Annotated in this window: 19 protein-coding genes and 1 pseudogene; 14 read left to right on the top strand and 6 right to left on the bottom strand. The window is 60.1% G+C overall.

Annotation, left to right across the window (positions count from 1 at the left end; translation table 11 throughout):
• Nucleotides 1-86: 86 nt before the first annotated feature.
• Entirely contained in the window at nucleotides 87-737 is a 651-nt protein-coding gene (gene tetR(A), locus OGV75_RS00775; RefSeq protein WP_000164043.1) for a tetracycline resistance transcriptional repressor TetR(A), read from the top strand.
• Between the two features lie 1,060 nt (nucleotides 738-1,797).
• Here tetR(A) and merR read toward each other — a convergent pair.
• Complete coding sequence (gene merR, locus OGV75_RS00765; RefSeq protein WP_000429836.1) at nucleotides 1,798-2,232, bottom strand: mercury resistance transcriptional regulator MerR; 435 nt, start codon at nucleotides 2,230-2,232, stop codon at nucleotides 1,798-1,800.
• A 71-nt stretch (nucleotides 2,233-2,303) separates the two neighbouring features.
• Here merR and OGV75_RS00760 point away from each other — a divergent pair, with 71 nt between their 5' ends.
• The 9 genes from OGV75_RS00760 (at nucleotide 2,304) to OGV75_RS00720 (ending at nucleotide 8,796) form a co-directional block, all read left to right on the top strand.
• Nucleotides 2,304-2,654, top strand: a complete 351-nt coding sequence (locus OGV75_RS00760) for a mercuric transport protein MerT (protein ID WP_001294663.1) — start codon at nucleotides 2,304-2,306, stop codon at nucleotides 2,652-2,654.
• A 13-nt stretch (nucleotides 2,655-2,667) separates the two neighbouring features.
• Nucleotides 2,668-2,943, top strand: coding sequence for a mercury resistance system periplasmic binding protein MerP (gene merP / locus OGV75_RS00755; protein ID WP_000732292.1), 276 nt, complete (start codon nucleotides 2,668-2,670; stop codon nucleotides 2,941-2,943).
• 35 nt (nucleotides 2,944-2,978) lie between these two features.
• Complete coding sequence (merC, locus tag OGV75_RS00750; RefSeq protein ID WP_001340589.1) at nucleotides 2,979-3,401, top strand: organomercurial transporter MerC; 423 nt, start codon at nucleotides 2,979-2,981, stop codon at nucleotides 3,399-3,401.
• Between the two features lie 51 nt (nucleotides 3,402-3,452).
• A complete protein-coding gene (merA, locus tag OGV75_RS00745) occupies nucleotides 3,453-5,147 on the top strand; it encodes a mercury(II) reductase (RefSeq protein ID WP_000105636.1) in 1,695 nt (564 codons plus the stop codon).
• 17 nt (nucleotides 5,148-5,164) lie between these two features.
• The gene (merD, locus tag OGV75_RS00740; protein ID WP_001277457.1) at nucleotides 5,165-5,527 is read left to right on the top strand and encodes a mercury resistance co-regulator MerD; all 363 of its coding nucleotides are present in this window, start codon (nucleotides 5,165-5,167) and stop codon (nucleotides 5,525-5,527) included.
• Nucleotides 5,524-5,760 (top strand): broad-spectrum mercury transporter MerE, encoded by a 237-nt coding sequence (gene merE / locus OGV75_RS00735; RefSeq protein ID WP_000993386.1) that lies wholly within the window; start codon nucleotides 5,524-5,526, stop codon nucleotides 5,758-5,760. Before merD ends, merE begins: the two co-directional genes overlap by 4 nt.
• Complete coding sequence (locus OGV75_RS00730; protein WP_000204520.1) at nucleotides 5,757-6,464, top strand: EAL domain-containing protein; 708 nt, start codon at nucleotides 5,757-5,759, stop codon at nucleotides 6,462-6,464. The genes merE and OGV75_RS00730 overlap by 4 nt, the downstream gene beginning before the upstream one ends.
• A gap of 74 nt (nucleotides 6,465-6,538) precedes the next feature.
• Nucleotides 6,539-8,218 carry a TnsB C-terminal domain-containing protein gene (locus tag OGV75_RS00725; RefSeq protein WP_000179844.1) on the top strand — a complete coding sequence of 560 codons (1,680 nt, stop codon included), beginning with the start codon at nucleotides 6,539-6,541 and terminating at the stop codon, nucleotides 8,216-8,218.
• A 2-nt stretch (nucleotides 8,219-8,220) separates the two neighbouring features.
• On the top strand, nucleotides 8,221-8,796 hold the full coding sequence (locus OGV75_RS00720) for a TniB family NTP-binding protein (protein ID WP_000344785.1): 576 nt from the start codon (nucleotides 8,221-8,223) through the stop codon (nucleotides 8,794-8,796).
• Here OGV75_RS00720 and OGV75_RS00715 read toward each other — a convergent pair.
• The 5 genes from OGV75_RS00715 to dfrA1 form a co-directional block, all read right to left on the bottom strand.
• Nucleotides 8,779-9,279, bottom strand: coding sequence for a GNAT family N-acetyltransferase (locus tag OGV75_RS00715; protein WP_000376623.1), 501 nt, complete (start codon nucleotides 9,277-9,279; stop codon nucleotides 8,779-8,781). The two genes, OGV75_RS00720 and OGV75_RS00715, sit on opposite strands and share 18 nt — an antisense overlap.
• A gap of 127 nt (nucleotides 9,280-9,406) precedes the next feature.
• Nucleotides 9,407-10,246: a sulfonamide-resistant dihydropteroate synthase Sul1 gene (gene sul1, locus OGV75_RS00710; protein ID WP_000259031.1), complete on the bottom strand. Its 840-nt coding sequence runs from the start codon at nucleotides 10,244-10,246 to the stop codon at nucleotides 9,407-9,409.
• Nucleotides 10,240-10,587: a quaternary ammonium compound efflux SMR transporter QacE delta 1 gene (locus OGV75_RS00705; RefSeq protein ID WP_000679427.1), complete on the bottom strand. Its 348-nt coding sequence runs from the start codon at nucleotides 10,585-10,587 to the stop codon at nucleotides 10,240-10,242. The genes sul1 and OGV75_RS00705 overlap by 7 nt, the downstream gene beginning before the upstream one ends.
• Before the next feature lie 163 nt (nucleotides 10,588-10,750).
• On the bottom strand, nucleotides 10,751-11,542 hold the full coding sequence (aadA1, locus tag OGV75_RS00700) for an ANT(3'')-Ia family aminoglycoside nucleotidyltransferase AadA1 (protein ID WP_001206317.1): 792 nt from the start codon (nucleotides 11,540-11,542) through the stop codon (nucleotides 10,751-10,753).
• Nucleotides 11,543-11,634: 92 nt separating this feature from the next.
• Nucleotides 11,635-12,108 carry a trimethoprim-resistant dihydrofolate reductase DfrA1 gene (gene dfrA1 / locus OGV75_RS00695; RefSeq protein ID WP_000777555.1) on the bottom strand — a complete coding sequence of 158 codons (474 nt, stop codon included), beginning with the start codon at nucleotides 12,106-12,108 and terminating at the stop codon, nucleotides 11,635-11,637.
• 156 nt (nucleotides 12,109-12,264) lie between these two features.
• On the opposite strand from dfrA1, the gene intI1 reads away from it, so the two are divergent.
• From intI1 to OGV75_RS00670, 4 genes and pseudogenes are all read left to right on the top strand, one after another.
• Nucleotides 12,265-13,278 carry a class 1 integron integrase IntI1 gene (gene intI1, locus OGV75_RS00690; RefSeq protein ID WP_000845048.1) on the top strand — a complete coding sequence of 338 codons (1,014 nt, stop codon included), beginning with the start codon at nucleotides 12,265-12,267 and terminating at the stop codon, nucleotides 13,276-13,278.
• 202 nt (nucleotides 13,279-13,480) lie between these two features.
• Nucleotides 13,481-13,831 carry a DUF3330 domain-containing protein gene (locus OGV75_RS23520; RefSeq protein WP_000454193.1) on the top strand — a complete coding sequence of 117 codons (351 nt, stop codon included), beginning with the start codon at nucleotides 13,481-13,483 and terminating at the stop codon, nucleotides 13,829-13,831.
• 76 nt (nucleotides 13,832-13,907) lie between these two features.
• A pseudogene (locus OGV75_RS00675) lies at nucleotides 13,908-14,552 on the top strand (SulP family inorganic anion transporter); the annotation flags it as partial.
• A gap of 191 nt (nucleotides 14,553-14,743) precedes the next feature.
• Nucleotides 14,744-15,441 (top strand): IS1-like element IS1B family transposase gene (locus tag OGV75_RS00670; RefSeq protein ID WP_095033700.1). Its coding sequence is split into 2 segments (ribosomal slippage): nucleotides 14,744-14,993 and nucleotides 14,993-15,441, totalling 699 coding nucleotides; the frame shifts between segments, so codons are not numbered across the junction.
• Nucleotides 15,442-15,457 lie beyond the last annotated feature (16 nt).

Genomic DNA, 15,457 nt, shown 5'->3' with positions numbered 1-15,457 from the left:
CTCCGCTGGTCCGATTGAACGCGCGGATTCTTTATCACTGATAAGTTGGTGGACATATTATGTTTATCAGTGATAAAGTGTCAAGCATGACAAAGTTGCAGCCGAATACAGTGATCCGTGCCGCCCTGGACCTGTTGAACGAGGTCGGCGTAGACGGTCTGACGACACGCAAACTGGCGGAACGGTTGGGGGTTCAGCAGCCGGCGCTTTACTGGCACTTCAGGAACAAGCGGGCGCTGCTCGACGCACTGGCCGAAGCCATGCTGGCGGAGAATCATACGCATTCGGTGCCGAGAGCCGACGACGACTGGCGCTCATTTCTGATCGGGAATGCCCGCAGCTTCAGGCAGGCGCTGCTCGCCTACCGCGATGGCGCGCGCATCCATGCCGGCACGCGACCGGGCGCACCGCAGATGGAAACGGCCGACGCGCAGCTTCGCTTCCTCTGCGAGGCGGGTTTTTCGGCCGGGGACGCCGTCAATGCGCTGATGACAATCAGCTACTTCACTGTTGGGGCCGTGCTTGAGGAGCAGGCCGGCGACAGCGATGCCGGCGAGCGCGGCGGCACCGTTGAACAGGCTCCGCTCTCGCCGCTGTTGCGGGCCGCGATAGACGCCTTCGACGAAGCCGGTCCGGACGCAGCGTTCGAGCAGGGACTCGCGGTGATTGTCGATGGATTGGCGAAAAGGAGGCTCGTTGTCAGGAACGTTGAAGGACCGAGAAAGGGTGACGATTGATCAGGACCGCTGCCGGAGCGCAACCCACTCACTACAGCAGAGCCATGTAGACAACATCCCCTCCCCCTTTCCACCGCGTCAGACGCCCGTAGCAGCCCGCTACGGGCTTTTTCATGCCCTGCCCTAGCGTCCAAGCCTCACGGCCGCGCTCGGCCTCTCTGGCGGCCTTCTGGCGCTCCTGCTGCGGCGTCCGCTCGTGGGCCGTGGCGCGGGTCCGCGCGCCGGCCTCGTGCGCCTGGCGCTCGCGGGCGAGGTCCAGGGCGGCCGTCTTCACGTTCTGCCTTGCGCAGATGAGATAGATCTAGCGTGGACTCAAGGCTCTCGCGAATGGCTCGCGTTGGAAACTTTCATTGACACTTGAGGGGCACCGCAGGGAAATTCTCGTCCTTGCGAGAACCGGCTATGTCGTGCTGCGCATCGAGCCTGCGCCCTTGGCTTGTCTCGCCCCTCTCCGCGTCGCTACGGGGCTTCCAGCGCCTTTCCGACGCTCACCGGGCTGGTTGCCCTCGCCGCTGGGCTGGCGGCCGTCTATGGCCCTGCAAACGCGCCAGAAACGCCGTCGAAGCCGTGTGCGAGACACCGCGGCCGCCGGCGTTGTGGATACCTCGCGGAAAACTTGGCCCTCACTGACAGATGAGGGGCGCGATCCTTGACACTTGAGGGGCAGAGTGCTGACAGATGAGGGGCGCACCTATTGACATTTGAGGGGCTGTCCACAGGCAGAAAATCCAGCATTTGCAAGGGTTTCCGCCCGTTTTTCGGCCACCGCTAACCTGTCTTTTAACCTGCTTTTAAACCAATATTTATAAACCTTGTTTTTAACCAGGGCTGCGCCCTGTGCGCGTGACCGCGCACGCCGAAGGGGGGTGCCCCCCCTTCTCGAACCCTCCCGGCCCGCTAACGCGGGCCTCCCATCCCCCCAGGGGCTGCGCCCCTCGGCCGCGAACGGCCTCACCCCAAAAATGGCAGCGCCTACGGCGCTGACTCTTTCGTTGACCAGGCGCAAGCGCCTGGAAATGCTCAATTAGGGGGCACCTCAGAAAACGGAAAATAAAGCACGCTAAGGCATAGCTGACCTTGCCAGGCCTGCTTCGCCCTGTAGTGACGCGATCAACGGGCAGGAAACATTCCCCTTTCGTGCATGGCAGGCGCACACGAGTTCAGACAGCACGGTTTCCATGCGCGCCAAGTCGGCCATCTTCTCGCGCACGTCCTTGAGCTTGTGTTCGGCCAGGCTGCTGGCCTCCTCGCAGTGGGTGCCATCGTCGAGCCGCAACAGCTCGGCAATCTCGTCCAGACTGAACCCCAGCCGCTGTGCCGATTTCACGAATTTCACCCGAACCACGTCCGCCTCCCCATAGCGGCGGATGCTGCCGTAAGGCTTGTCCGGTTCCCGCAACAGGCCCTTGCGCTGATAGAAGCGGATTGTCTCCACGTTGACCCCGGCCGCCTTGGCAAAAACGCCAATGGTCAGGTTTTCCAAATTATTTTCCATATCGCTTGACTCCGTACATGAGTACGGAAGTAAGGTTACGCTATCCAATCCAAATTCAAAAGGGCCAACGTATGTCTGAACCACAAAACGGGCGCGGTGCGCTCTTCGCCGGCGGGCTGGCCGCCATTCTTGCATCGACCTGCTGCCTGGGGCCGCTAGTACTGGTCGCCCTGGGCTTCTCCGGTGCTTGGATCGGCAACCTGACGGTGCTGGAACCCTATCGACCGTTGTTCATCGGCGCGGCGCTAGTGGCGCTGTTCTTCGCCTGGAAGCGGATTTACCGGCCCGTGCAGGCATGCAAGCCAGGTGAGGTCTGCGCGATTCCGCAGGTGCGCGCCACCTACAAGCTGATTTTCTGGATCGTGGCCGTGCTGGTCCTGGTCGCGCTTGGATTTCCCTATGTCGTTCCATTTTTCTATTAACCAGGAGTTCATCATGAAGAAACTGTTTGCCTCCCTTGCCCTCGCCGCCGCTGTTGCCCCGGTGTGGGCCGCTACCCAGACCGTCACGCTAGCGGTTCCCGGCATGACTTGCGCCGCCTGCCCGATCACAGTCAAGAAAGCGCTCTCCAAGGTCGAAGGCGTGAGCAAGGTCGATGTGGGCTTCGAGAAGCGCGAGGCCGTCGTCACTTTTGACGACACCAAGGCCAGCGTACAGAAGCTGACCAAGGCCACCGCAGACGCCGGCTATCCGTCCAGCGTCAAGCAGTGAGCCAGCAAGCCAACGACAACAGCGAGAGCCGCTTCATGGGACTGATGACACGCATTGCCGATAAAACCGGCGCGCTCGGCAGCGTCGTTTCCGCGATGGGCTGCGCCGCCTGCTTTCCAGCCCTCGCCAGCTTCGGCGCGGCCATCGGGCTGGGCTTCTTGAGCCAGTACGAGGGACTGTTCATCAGCCGCCTGCTGCCGCTGTTTGCCGCGCTGGCCTTCCTGGCGAACGCGCTGGGTTGGTTCAGTCATCGGCAATGGCTGCGCAGTCTGCTCGGCATGATCGGCCCGGCCATCGTGTTTGCGGCCACGGTCTGGCTGCTCGGCAACTGGTGGACGGCGAACCTGATGTACGTCGGCCTGGCCTTGATGATTGGGGTGTCGATCTGGGACTTCGTGTCGCCGGCGCATCGCCGTTGCGGACCGGACGGCTGCGAACTCCCCGCCAAGCGCTTGTGAAAGACGGCTGACCGTGCGACACGGCGGCCCACACGAATAAGGAACGATGGTATGAGCACTCTCAAAATCACCGGCATGACTTGCGACTCGTGCGCAGTGCATGTCAAGGACGCCCTGGAGAAAGTGCCCGGCGTGCAATCAGCGGATGTCTCCTACGCCAAGGGCAGCGCCAAGCTCGCCATTGAGGTCGGCACGTCACCCGACGCGCTGACGGCCGCTGTAGCTGGACTCGGTTATCGGGCCACGCTGGCCGATGCCCCCTCAGTTTCGACGCCGGGCGGATTGCTCGACAAGATGCGCGATCTGCTGGGCAGAAACGACAAGACGGGTAGCAGCGGCGCATTGCATATCGCCGTCATCGGCAGCGGCGGGGCCGCGATGGCAGCGGCGCTGAAGGCCGTCGAGCAAGGCGCACGTGTCACGCTGATCGAGCGCGGCACCATCGGCGGCACCTGCGTCAATGTCGGTTGTGTGCCGTCCAAGATCATGATCCGCGCCGCCCATATCGCCCATCTGCGCCGGGAAAGCCCGTTCGATGGCGGCATCGCCGCTACCACGCCGACCATCCAGCGCACGGCGCTGCTGGCCCAGCAGCAGGCCCGCGTCGATGAACTGCGCCACGCCAAGTACGAAGGCATCTTGGAGGGCAATCCGGCGATCACTGTGCTGCACGGCTCCGCCCGCTTTAAGGACAATCGCAACCTGATCGTGCAACTCAACGACGGCGGCGAGCGCGTGGTGGCATTCGACCGCTGCCTGATCGCCACCGGCGCGAGCCCGGCCGTGCCGCCGATTCCCGGCCTGAAAGACACTCCGTACTGGACTTCCACTGAAGCGCTGGTCAGCGAGACGATTCCTAAGCGCCTGGCCGTGATTGGCTCATCAGTGGTGGCGCTGGAGCTGGCGCAGGCGTTCGCCCGACTCGGAGCGAAGGTGACGATCCTGGCTCGCAGCACGCTGTTCTTCCGCGAAGACCCAGCTATAGGCGAAGCCGTCACGGCCGCATTCCGCATGGAGGGCATCGAGGTGAGGGAACACACCCAGGCCAGCCAGGTCGCGTATATCAATGGTGAAGGGGACGGCGAATTCGTGCTCACCACGGCGCACGGCGAACTGCGCGCCGACAAGCTGCTGGTCGCCACCGGCCGCGCGCCCAACACACGCAAGCTGGCACTGGATGCGACGGGCGTCACGCTCACCCCGCAAGGCGCTATCGTCATCGACCCCGGCATGCGTACAAGCGTGGAACACATCTACGCCGCAGGCGACTGCACCGACCAGCCGCAGTTCGTCTATGTGGCGGCAGCGGCCGGCACTCGCGCCGCGATCAACATGACCGGCGGTGACGCGGCCCTGAACCTGACCGCGATGCCGGCCGTGGTGTTCACCGACCCGCAAGTGGCGACCGTAGGCTACAGCGAGGCGGAAGCGCACCATGACGGCATCAAAACTGATAGTCGCACGCTAACGCTGGACAACGTGCCGCGCGCGCTCGCCAACTTCGACACGCGCGGCTTCATCAAACTGGTGGTTGAAGAAGGCAGCGGACGACTGATCGGCGTGCAGGCAGTGGCCCCGGAAGCGGGCGAACTGATCCAGACGGCCGCACTGGCGATTCGCAACCGGATGACGGTGCAGGAACTGGCCGACCAGTTGTTCCCCTACCTGACGATGGTCGAAGGGTTGAAGCTCGCGGCGCAGACCTTCAACAAGGATGTGAAGCAGCTTTCCTGCTGCGCCGGGTGAGGACAAGGAGGTGTGCGATGAGCGCCTACACGGTATCGCAACTGGCCCATAACGTTGGGGTGAGCGTACATATCGTGCGCGACTACCTGGTGCGCGGCTTGTTACGGCCGGTGGCCTGCACCACGGGCGGCTACGGCGTGTTCGACGATGCGGCCTTGCAACGGCTGTGCTTCGTGCGCGCGGCCTTCGAGGCGGGTATCGGCCTGGATGCCCTGGCGCGGCTGTGCCGTGCGCTCGACGCAGCGGACGGCGCACAAGCCGCAGCGCAGCTTGCCGTGCTGCGCCAGTTGGTCGAGCGGCGGCGCGCGGCGTTGGCCCATCTGGACGCGCAACTGGCCTCCATGCCAGCCGAGCGGGCGCACGAGGAGGCATTGCCGTGAACGCCCCTGACAAACTGCCGCCCGAGACGCGCCAACCCGTTTCCGGCTACCTGTGGGGTGCGCTGGCCGTGTTGACCTGCCCCTGCCATCTGCCGATTCTCGCCGCCGTGCTGGCCGGGACGACCGCCGGTGCCTTCCTTGGCGAGCATTGGGGTGTTGCCGCGCTCGCGCTGACCGGCTTGTTCGTTCTGGCCGTAACGCGGCTGCTGCGCGCCTTCCGGGGCGGATCATGACGAGTTCGCAGCCCGCCGGATGGACGGCGGCCGAGTTGGCGCAGGCGGCGGCGCGCGGACAGCTTGACCTGCATTACCAGCCGCTGGTCGATCTGCGCGATCACCGGATCGCTGGCGCGGAAGCGTTGATGCGCTGGCGGCATCCGAGGCTTGGCCTGTTGCCGCCCGGCCAGTTCCTGCCGCTGGCCGAGTCGTTCGGCCTGATGCCGGAAATAGGCGCGTGGGTGCTGGGCGAGGCCTGTCGCCAGATGCACAAGTGGCAAGGACCGGCATGGCAACCGTTCCGTCTTGCCATCAATGTGTCCGCCAGCCAGGTTGGGCCAACGTTCGACGACGAGGTAAAGCGGGTGCTGGCCGATATGGCCCTGCCCGCCGAGCTTCTGGAGATCGAACTGACCGAATCGGTCGCATTCGGCAATCCAGCCCTGTTCGCCAGTTTCGACGCCTTGCGCGCCATCGGCGTGCGCTTCGCCGCCGACGACTTCGGCACCGGCTATTCCTGCCTGCAACATCTGAAATGCTGCCCCATCACCACATTGAAAATCGACCAATCCTTTGTCGCCAGGCTCCCGGATGATGCCCGTGACCAAACTATCGTGCGGGCGGTGATCCAGCTCGCGCACGGGCTGGGCATGGATGTCATTTTCAGAAGACGACTGCACCAGTTGATTGGGCGTAATGGCTGTTGTGCAGCCAGCTCCTGACAGTTCAATATCAGAAGTGATCTGCACCAATCTCGACTATGCTCAATACTCGTGTGCACCAAAGCGAGGTGAGCATGGCGACGGACACCCCACGGATTCCAGAACAAGGCGTGGCCACTCTGCCTGATGAGGCTTGGGAGCGTGCGCGCCGTCGTGCGGAGATCATCAGTCCGTTGGCGCAGTCGGAGACGGTCGGGCACGAAGCGGCCGATATGGCGGCTCAGGCGCTGGGCTTGTCTCGGCGCCAGGTATACGTTCTGATCCGGCGTGCCCGGCAAGGCAGCGGCCTCGTGACGGATCTGGTGCCCGGCCAGTCCGGTGGAGGTAAAGGTAAGGGGCGCTTGCCGGAACCGGTCGAGCGCGTCATCCACGAGCTACTGCAAAAGCGGTTCCTGACCAAGCAGAAGCGCAGCCTAGCGGCCTTTCACCGCGAAGTCACTCAGGTGTGCAAGGCTCAAAAACTGCGAGTGCCGGCGCGCAATACCGTGGCCTTACGGATCGCTAGCCTTGACCCGCGCAAGGTCATCCGCCGGCGGGAAGGCCAGGATGCCGCTCGTGACCTACAAGGTGTGGGCGGCGAGCCTCCTGCCGTGACCGCGCCGCTGGAGCAGGTGCAGATAGACCATACGGTCATCGACCTGATCGTGGTCGATGACCGCGACCGGCAACCTATTGGCCGCCCGTACCTGACCCTCGCCATCGACGTGTTCACCCGCTGCGTGCTCGGCATGGTCGTCACGCTGGAAGCGCCGTCTGCCGTTTCGGTTGGCCTGTGCCTCGTGCATGTCGCCTGCGACAAGCGCCCTTGGCTGGAAGGACTGAACGTGGAAATGGATTGGCAGATGAGCGGCAAGCCCTTGCTGCTCTACCTAGACAACGCGGCCGAGTTCAAGAGCGAGGCCCTGCGCCGGGGTTGCGAGCAGCATGGCATCCGGCTGGACTATCGCCCGCTGGGACAGCCGCACTATGGCGGCATCGTGGAACGGATCATCGGCACGGCGATGCAGATGATTCACGACGAACTGCCGGGAACGACCTTCTCCAACCCTGACCAGCGCGGCGACTACGATTCCGAAAACAAGGCCGCCCTGACGCTGCGCGAGCTAGAGCGCTGGCTCACATTGGCGGTCGGCACCTACCACGGTTCGGTGCACAACGGCCTGCTCCAACCGCCGGCCGCGCGCTGGGCCGAGGCCGTGGCGCGTGTCGGCGTACCGGCCGTCGTCACACGCGCTACTTCGTTCCTGGTCGATTTTCTGCCGATCCTCCGGCGCACGCTGACCCGCACCGGCTTTGTCATCGACCACATCCACTACTACGCCGATGCGCTCAAGCCGTGGATTGCGCGGCGTGAACGCTGGCCGTCCTTTCTGATCCGGCGCGATCCGCGCGACATCAGCCGTATCTGGGTCCTGGAACCGGAGGGACAGCATTACCTGGAAATTCCCTACCGTACCTTGTCGCATCCGGCTGTCACCCTCTGGGAACAACGGCAGGCGCTGGCGAAACTGCGGCAGCAAGGGCGCGAACAGGTGGATGAGTCGGCGCTGTTCCGCATGATCGGCCAGATGCGTGAGATTGTGACCAGCGCGCAGAAGGCCACACGCAAGGCGCGGCGTGACGCGGATCGCCGCCAGCACCTCAAGACATCAGCTCGGCCGGACAAGCCCGTTCCGCCGGATACGGATATTGCCGACCCGCAGGCAGACAACTTGCCACCCGCCAAACCGTTCGACCAGATTGAGGAGTGGTAGCCGTGGACGAATATCCCATCATCGACCTGTCCCACCTGCTGCCGGCGGCCCAGGGCTTGGCCCGTCTTCCGGCGGACGAGCGCATCCAGCGCCTTCGCGCCGACCGCTGGATCGGCTATCCGCGCGCAGTCGAGGCGCTGAACCGGCTGGAAGCCCTTTATGCGTGGCCAAACAAGCAACGCATGCCCAACCTGCTGCTGGTTGGCCCGACCAACAATGGCAAGTCGATGATCGTCGAGAAGTTCCGCCGCACCCACCCGGCCAGCTCCGACGCCGACCAGGAGCACATCCCGGTGTTGGTCGTGCAGATGCCGTCCGAGCCGTCCGTGATCCGCTTCTACGTCGCGCTGCTCGCCGCGATGGGCGCGCCGCTGCGCCCACGCCCACGGTTGCCGGAAATGGAGCAACTGGCTCTGGCACTGCTGCGCAAGGTCGGCGTGCGCATGCTGGTGATTGTCGACAACCTCTCGCGCAACCAAGACATCGCGGTCGGACTGCAAGTGATCTTGAAGCCACGGGCCCGTCCCACCCCGACATGGACCTCGATGCCCGAACGGACGTTAGATTTCGAGTTCTAGGCGTTCTGCGATGAAGGTTGGATCCCAGCCGGGATTGAAAGTGTCGACGTGGGTGAATCCGAGCCGCTCGTATAGGCCACGCAGGTTCGGGTGGCAGTCGAGCCGCAGCTTGGCGCACCCCTGCGTTCGCGCGGCATGGCGGCAAGCCTCGATCAGCGCGGAGCTGACACCCCGGCCCGCATGTGTCCGTCGCACCGCGAGCTTGTGCAGATATGCGGCCTCCCCCTTGAGGGCGTCGGGCCAGAACTCGGGATCCTCGGCCGACAAGGTGCAACAGCCGACGATGCCGTCGCTGCAACTCGCGACTAGGAGCTCGGATCTCAGGACGAAGGTCTCCGCGAATGTCCGGTCGATCCGCGCGACGTCCCAGGCGGGCGTTCCCTTGGCGGACATCCACGCCGCAGCGTCGTGCATCAGCCGCACAACCTCGTCGATATCACCCGAGCAGGCGACCCGAACGTTCGGAGGCTCCTCGCTGTCCATTCGCTCCCCTGGCGCGGTATGAACCGCCGCCTCATAGTGCAGTTTGATCCTGACGAGCCCAGCATGTCTGCGCCCACCTTCGCGGAACCTGACCAGGGTCCGCTAGCGGGCGGCCGGAAGGTGAATGCTAGGCATGATCTAACCCTCGGTCTCTGGCGTCGCGACTGCGAAATTTCGCGAGGGTTTCCGAGAAGGTGATTGCGCTTCGCAGATCTCCAGGCGCGTGGGTGCGGACGTAGTCAGCGCCATTGCCGATCGCGTGAAGTTCCGCCGCAAGGCTCGCTGGACCCAGATCCTTTACAGGAAGGCCAACGGTGGCGCCCAAGAAGGATTTCCGCGACACCGAGACCAATAGCGGAAGCCCCAACGCCGACTTCAGCTTTTGAAGGTTCGACAGCACGTGCAGCGATGTTTCCGGTGCGGGGCTCAAGAAAAATCCCATCCCCGGATCGAGGATGAGCCGGTCGGCAGCGACCCCGCTCCGTCGCAAGGCGGAAACCCGCGCCTCGAAGAACCGCACAATCTCGTCGAGCGCGTCTTCGGGTCGAAGGTGACCGGTGCGGGTGGCGATGCCATCCCGCTGCGCTGAGTGCATAACCACCAGCCTGCAGTCCGCCTCAGCAATATCGGGATAGAGCGCAGGGTCAGGAAATCCTTGGATATCGTTCAGGTAGCCCACGCCGCGCTTGAGCGCATAGCGCTGGGTTTCCGGTTGGAAGCTGTCGATTGAAACACGGTGCATCTGATCGGACAGGGCGTCTAAGAGCGGCGCAATACGTCTGATCTCATCGGCCGGCGATACAGGCCTCGCGTCCGGATGGCTGGCGGCCGGTCCGACATCCACGACGTCTGATCCGACTCGCAGCATTTCGATCGCCGCGGTGACAGCGCCGGCGGGGTCTAGCCGCCGGCTCTCATCGAAGAAGGAGTCCTCGGTGAGATTCAGAATGCCGAACACCGTCACCATGGCGTCGGCCTCCGCAGCGACTTCCACGATGGGGATCGGGCGAGCAAAAAGGCAGCAATTATGAGCCCCATACCTACAAAGCCCCACGCATCAAGCTTTTGCCCATGAAGCAACCAGGCAATGGCTGTAATTATGACGACGCCGAGTCCCGACCAGACTGCATAAGCAACACCGACAGGGATGGATTTCAGAACCAGAGAAAGAAAATAAAATGCGATGCCATAACCGATTATGACAACGGCGGAAGGGGCAAGCTTAGTAAAGCCCTCGCTAGATTTTAATGCGGATGTTGCGATTACTTCGCCAACTATTGCGATAACAAGAAAAAGCCAGCCTTTCATGATATATCTCCCAATTTGTGTAGGGCTTATTATGCACGCTTAAAAATAATAAAAGCAGACTTGACCTGATAGTTTGGCTGTGAGCAATTATGTGCTTAGTGCATCTAACGCTTGAGTTAAGCCGCGCCGCGAAGCGGCGTCGGCTTGAACGAATTGTTAGACATTATTTGCCGACTACCTTGGTGATCTCGCCTTTCACGTAGTGAACAAATTCTTCCAACTGATCTGCGCGCGAGGCCAAGCGATCTTCTTCTTGTCCAAGATAAGCCTGTCTAGCTTCAAGTATGACGGGCTGATACTGGGCCGGCAGGCGCTCCATTGCCCAGTCGGCAGCGACATCCTTCGGCGCGATTCTGCCGGTTACTGCGCTGTACCAAATGCGGGACAACGTAAGCACTACATTTCGCTCATCGCCAGCCCAGTCGGGCGGCGAGTTCCATAGCGTTAAGGTTTCATTTAGCGCCTCAAATAGATCCTGTTCAGGAACCGGATCAAAGAGTTCCTCCGCCGCTGGACCTACCAAGGCAACGCTATGTTCTCTTGCTTTTGTCAGCAAGATAGCCAGATCAATGTCGATCGTGGCTGGCTCGAAGATACCTGCAAGAATGTCATTGCGCTGCCATTCTCCAAATTGCAGTTCGCGCTTAGCTGGATAACGCCACGGAATGATGTCGTCGTGCACAACAATGGTGACTTCTACAGCGCGGAGAATCTCGCTCTCTCCAGGGGAAGCCGAAGTTTCCAAAAGGTCGTTGATCAAAGCTCGCCGCGTTGTTTCATCAAGCCTTACGGTCACCGTAACCAGCAAATCAATATCACTGTGTGGCTTCAGGCCGCCATCCACTGCGGAGCCGTACAAATGTACGGCCAGCAACGTCGGTTCGAGATGGCGCTCGATGACGCCAACTACCTCTGATAGTTGAGTCGATACTTCGGCGATCACCGCTTCCCTCATGATGTTTAACGCCTGGCACAGCGGATCGCAAACCTGGCGCGGCTTTTGGTACAAAAGGCGTGACAGGTTTGCGAATCCGTTGCTGCCACTTGTTAACCCTTTTGCCAGATTTGGTAACTATAATTTATGTTAGAGGCGAAGTCTTGGGTAAAAACTGGCCTAAAATTGCTGGGGATTTCAGGAAAGTAAACATCACCTTCCGGCTCGATGTCTATTGTAGATATATGTAGTGTATCTACTTGATCGATCAGGCTTTTGTATATCTCCCCACCACCTGAAACAATGACATGATCCGTTATTTTCTTTAGGTTGGTTAAAGCATCTTTAATTGATGGAAAGATCACTACGTTCTCATTGTCAGATGTAAAACTTGAACGTGTTACGACCGCATACTTTCGGTTGGGTAATGCTCCCATTGATTCAAAAGTCTTGCGTCCAACCAACAGCCATTGGTTATAGGTAATAGCTTTAAACAGGAGCTGTTCACCTTTGGCACTCCATGGAATATCAGGGCCATTCCCGATAACTCCATTCTTCGATATAGCTACCATTAGTGATAGTTTCACAATTCTTCCTCAGAGGTTAACTTTGTTTTAGGGCGACTGCCCTGCTGCGTAACATCGTTGCTGCTCCATAACATCAAACATCGACCCACGGCGTAACGCGCTTGCTGCTTGGATGCCCGAGGCATAGACTGTACAAAAAAACAGTCATAACAAGCCATGAAAACCGCCACTGCGCCGTTACCACCGCTGCGTTCGGTCAAGGTTCTGGACCAGTTGCGTGAGCGCATACGCTACTTGCATTACAGCTTACGAACCGAACAGGCTTATGTCCACTGGGTTCGTGCCTTCATCCGTTTCCACGGTGTGCGTCACCCGGCAACCTTGGGCAGCAGCGAAGTCGAGGCATTTCTGTCCTGGCTGGCGAACGAGCGCAAGGTTTCGGTCTCCACGCATCGTCAGGCATTGGCGGCCTTGCTGTTCTTCTACGGCAAGGTGCTGTGCACGGATCTGCCCTGGCTTCAGGAGATCGGAAGACCTCGGCCGTCGCGGCGCTTGCCGGTGGTGCTGACCCCGGATGAAGTGGTTCGCATCCTCGGTTTTCTGGAAGGCGAGCATCGTTTGTTCGCCCAGCTTCTGTATGGAACGGGCATGCGGATCAGTGAGGGTTTGCAACTGCGGGTCAAGGATCTGGATTTCGATCACGGCACGATCATCGTGCGGGAGGGCAAGGGCTCCAAGGATCGGGCCTTGATGTTACCCGAGAGCTTGGCACCCAGCCTGCGCGAGCAGCTGTCGCGTGCACGGGCATGGTGGCTGAAGGACCAGGCCGAGGGCCGCAGCGGCGTTGCGCTTCCCGACGCCCTTGAGCGGAAGTATCCGCGCGCCGGGCATTCCTGGCCGTGGTTCTGGGTTTTTGCGCAGCACACGCATTCGACCGATCCACGGAGCGGTGTCGTGCGTCGCCATCACATGTATGACCAGACCTTTCAGCGCGCCTTCAAACGTGCCGTAGAACAAGCAGGCATCACGAAGCCCGCCACACCGCACACCCTCCGCCACTCGTTCGCGACGGCCTTGCTCCGCAGCGGTTACGACATTCGAACCGTGCAGGATCTGCTCGGCCATTCCGACGTCTCTACGACGATGATTTACACGCATGTGCTGAAAGTTGGCGGTGCCGGAGTGCGCTCACCGCTTGATGCGCTGCCGCCCCTCACTAGTGAGAGGTAGGGCAGCGCAAGTCAATCCTGGCGGATTCACTACCCCTGCGCGAAGGCCATCGGTGCCGCATCGAACGGCCGGTTGCGGAAAGTCCTCCCTGCGTCCGCTGATGGCCGGCAGCAGCCCGTCGTTGCCTGATGGATCCAACCCCTCCGCTGCTATAGTGCAGTCGGCTTCTGACGTTCAGTGCAGCCGTCTTCTGAAAACGACAATGGAGGTGGTAGCCGAGGGTGTGGAAACACCCGACTGCCTTGCGTGGTTGCGGCAGGCGGGTTGCGACACGGTGCAGGGTTTCCTGTTCGCCAGGCCGATGCCGGCGGCGGCCTTCGTCGGCTTCGTCAACCAATGGAGGAACACCACCATGAACGCCAATGAACCGAGCACCAGTTGCTGCGTGTGCTGCAAGGAAATCCCGCTCGATGCCGCCTTCACGCCGGAAGGGGCCGAGTACGTGGAGCATTTCTGCGGGCTGGAGTGCTATCAGCGCTTCCAGGCGCGGGCCAGCACTGCGACCGAAACCAGCGTCAAACCGGACGCTTGTGATTCGCCGCCGTCAGGTTGAGGCATACCCTAACCTGATGTCAGATGCCATGTGTAAATTGCGTCAGGATAGGATTGAATTTTGAATTTATTGACATTCGATCATCAACGTTAAATCGGGTGGTCGCGGACGTTTATCATCCTTCGCTGCAGGCGTTTTTTTACTTGTGATGGTGGTGTTTTTAGGAGAGTGGTTAAAGCTTATTCCTATGGCGGCACTGGTTGCCGTGATGATCATGGTGGCTATCGGTACATTCTCTTGGGATTCAATCCGTAATCTTAAGCATCATCCTATGTCAACCAACCTTGTGATGGTGGCGACGGTTGTGGTCGTGGTCGCTACCCATAACTTAGCAATTGGGGTATTTGTAGGTGTATTACTCGCGTCCCTATTTTTTGCTAATAAAGTGGGACGTTTTATGGTGGTTAAGAGTACAACGACTGCTGCTGACACTGGTCGCCATTATCAGGTTATTGGACAAGTCTTTTTTGCTTCATCAGATAAGTTCAGTAATTCATTCGATTTTAGGGAAGTGGTTGATAAAGTGACTATCGACTTATCTCAAGCACATTTTTGGGATATTACCGCGGTATCGGCCCTCGACAAGGTAGTGATTAAATTCCGCCGCGAGGGGACTGAGGTTGAGTTGATTGGCCTTAACGAAGCCAGTGCCACCATAGTCGATAAATTTGGGGTACACGATAAGCCAGAAGAAGTTGAAAAAATGATGTCTGGTCACTAAGCCATTAGCAACACAACAACAAAGGAATAAAACGATGACAAATGTGATTGCTTGTATTGACGGTTCAAATGTGACATCCGCTGTATGTGATGCCAGTGGCTGGGCCGCCTTTCAACTGAATGCCCCTGTAATCCTAGGTGATGCTGCCAACTTACTGATTTAGTGTATGATGGTGTTTTTGAGGTGCTCCAGTGGCTTCTGTTTCTATCAGCTGTCCCTCCTGTTCAGCTACTGACGGGGTGGTGCGTAACGGCAAAAGCACCGCCGGACATCAGCGCTATCTCTGCTCTCACTGCCGTAAAACATGGCAACTGCAGTTCACTTACACCGCTTCTCAACCCGGTACGCACCAGAAAATCATTGATATGGCCATGAATGGCGTTGGATGCCGGGCAACCGCCCGCATTATGGGCGTTGGCCTCAACACGATTTTCCGCCATTTAAAAAACTCAGGCCGCAGTCGGTAACCTCGCGCATACAGCCGGGCAGTGACGTCATCGTCTGCGCGGAAATGGACGAACAGTGGGGATACGTCGGGGCTAAATCGCGCCAGCGCTGGCTGTTTTACGCGTATGACAGGCTCCGGAAGACGGTTGTTGCGCACGTATTCGGTGAACGCACTATGGCGACGCTGGGGCGTCTTATGAGCCTGCTGTCACCCTTTGACGTGGTGATATGGATGACGGATGGCTGGCCGCTGTATGAATCCCGCCTGAAGGGAAAGCTGCACGTAATCAGCAAGCGATATACGCAGCGAATTGAGCGGCATAACCTGAATCTGAGGCAGCACCTGGCACGGCTGGGACGGAAGTCGCTGTCGTTCTCAAAATCGGTGGAGCTGCATGACAAAGTCATCGGGCATTATCTGAACATAAAACACTATCAATAAGTTGGAGTCATTACCC

Source organism: Citrobacter sp. Cb028 (assembly GCF_030336705.1).
GTDB classification, from domain to species: Bacteria; Pseudomonadota; Gammaproteobacteria; order Enterobacterales; family Enterobacteriaceae; genus Citrobacter; species Citrobacter braakii.
Note: the sequence above shows the minus strand (reverse complement) of the source record. Positions and strands in the feature narration are given on the sequence as shown.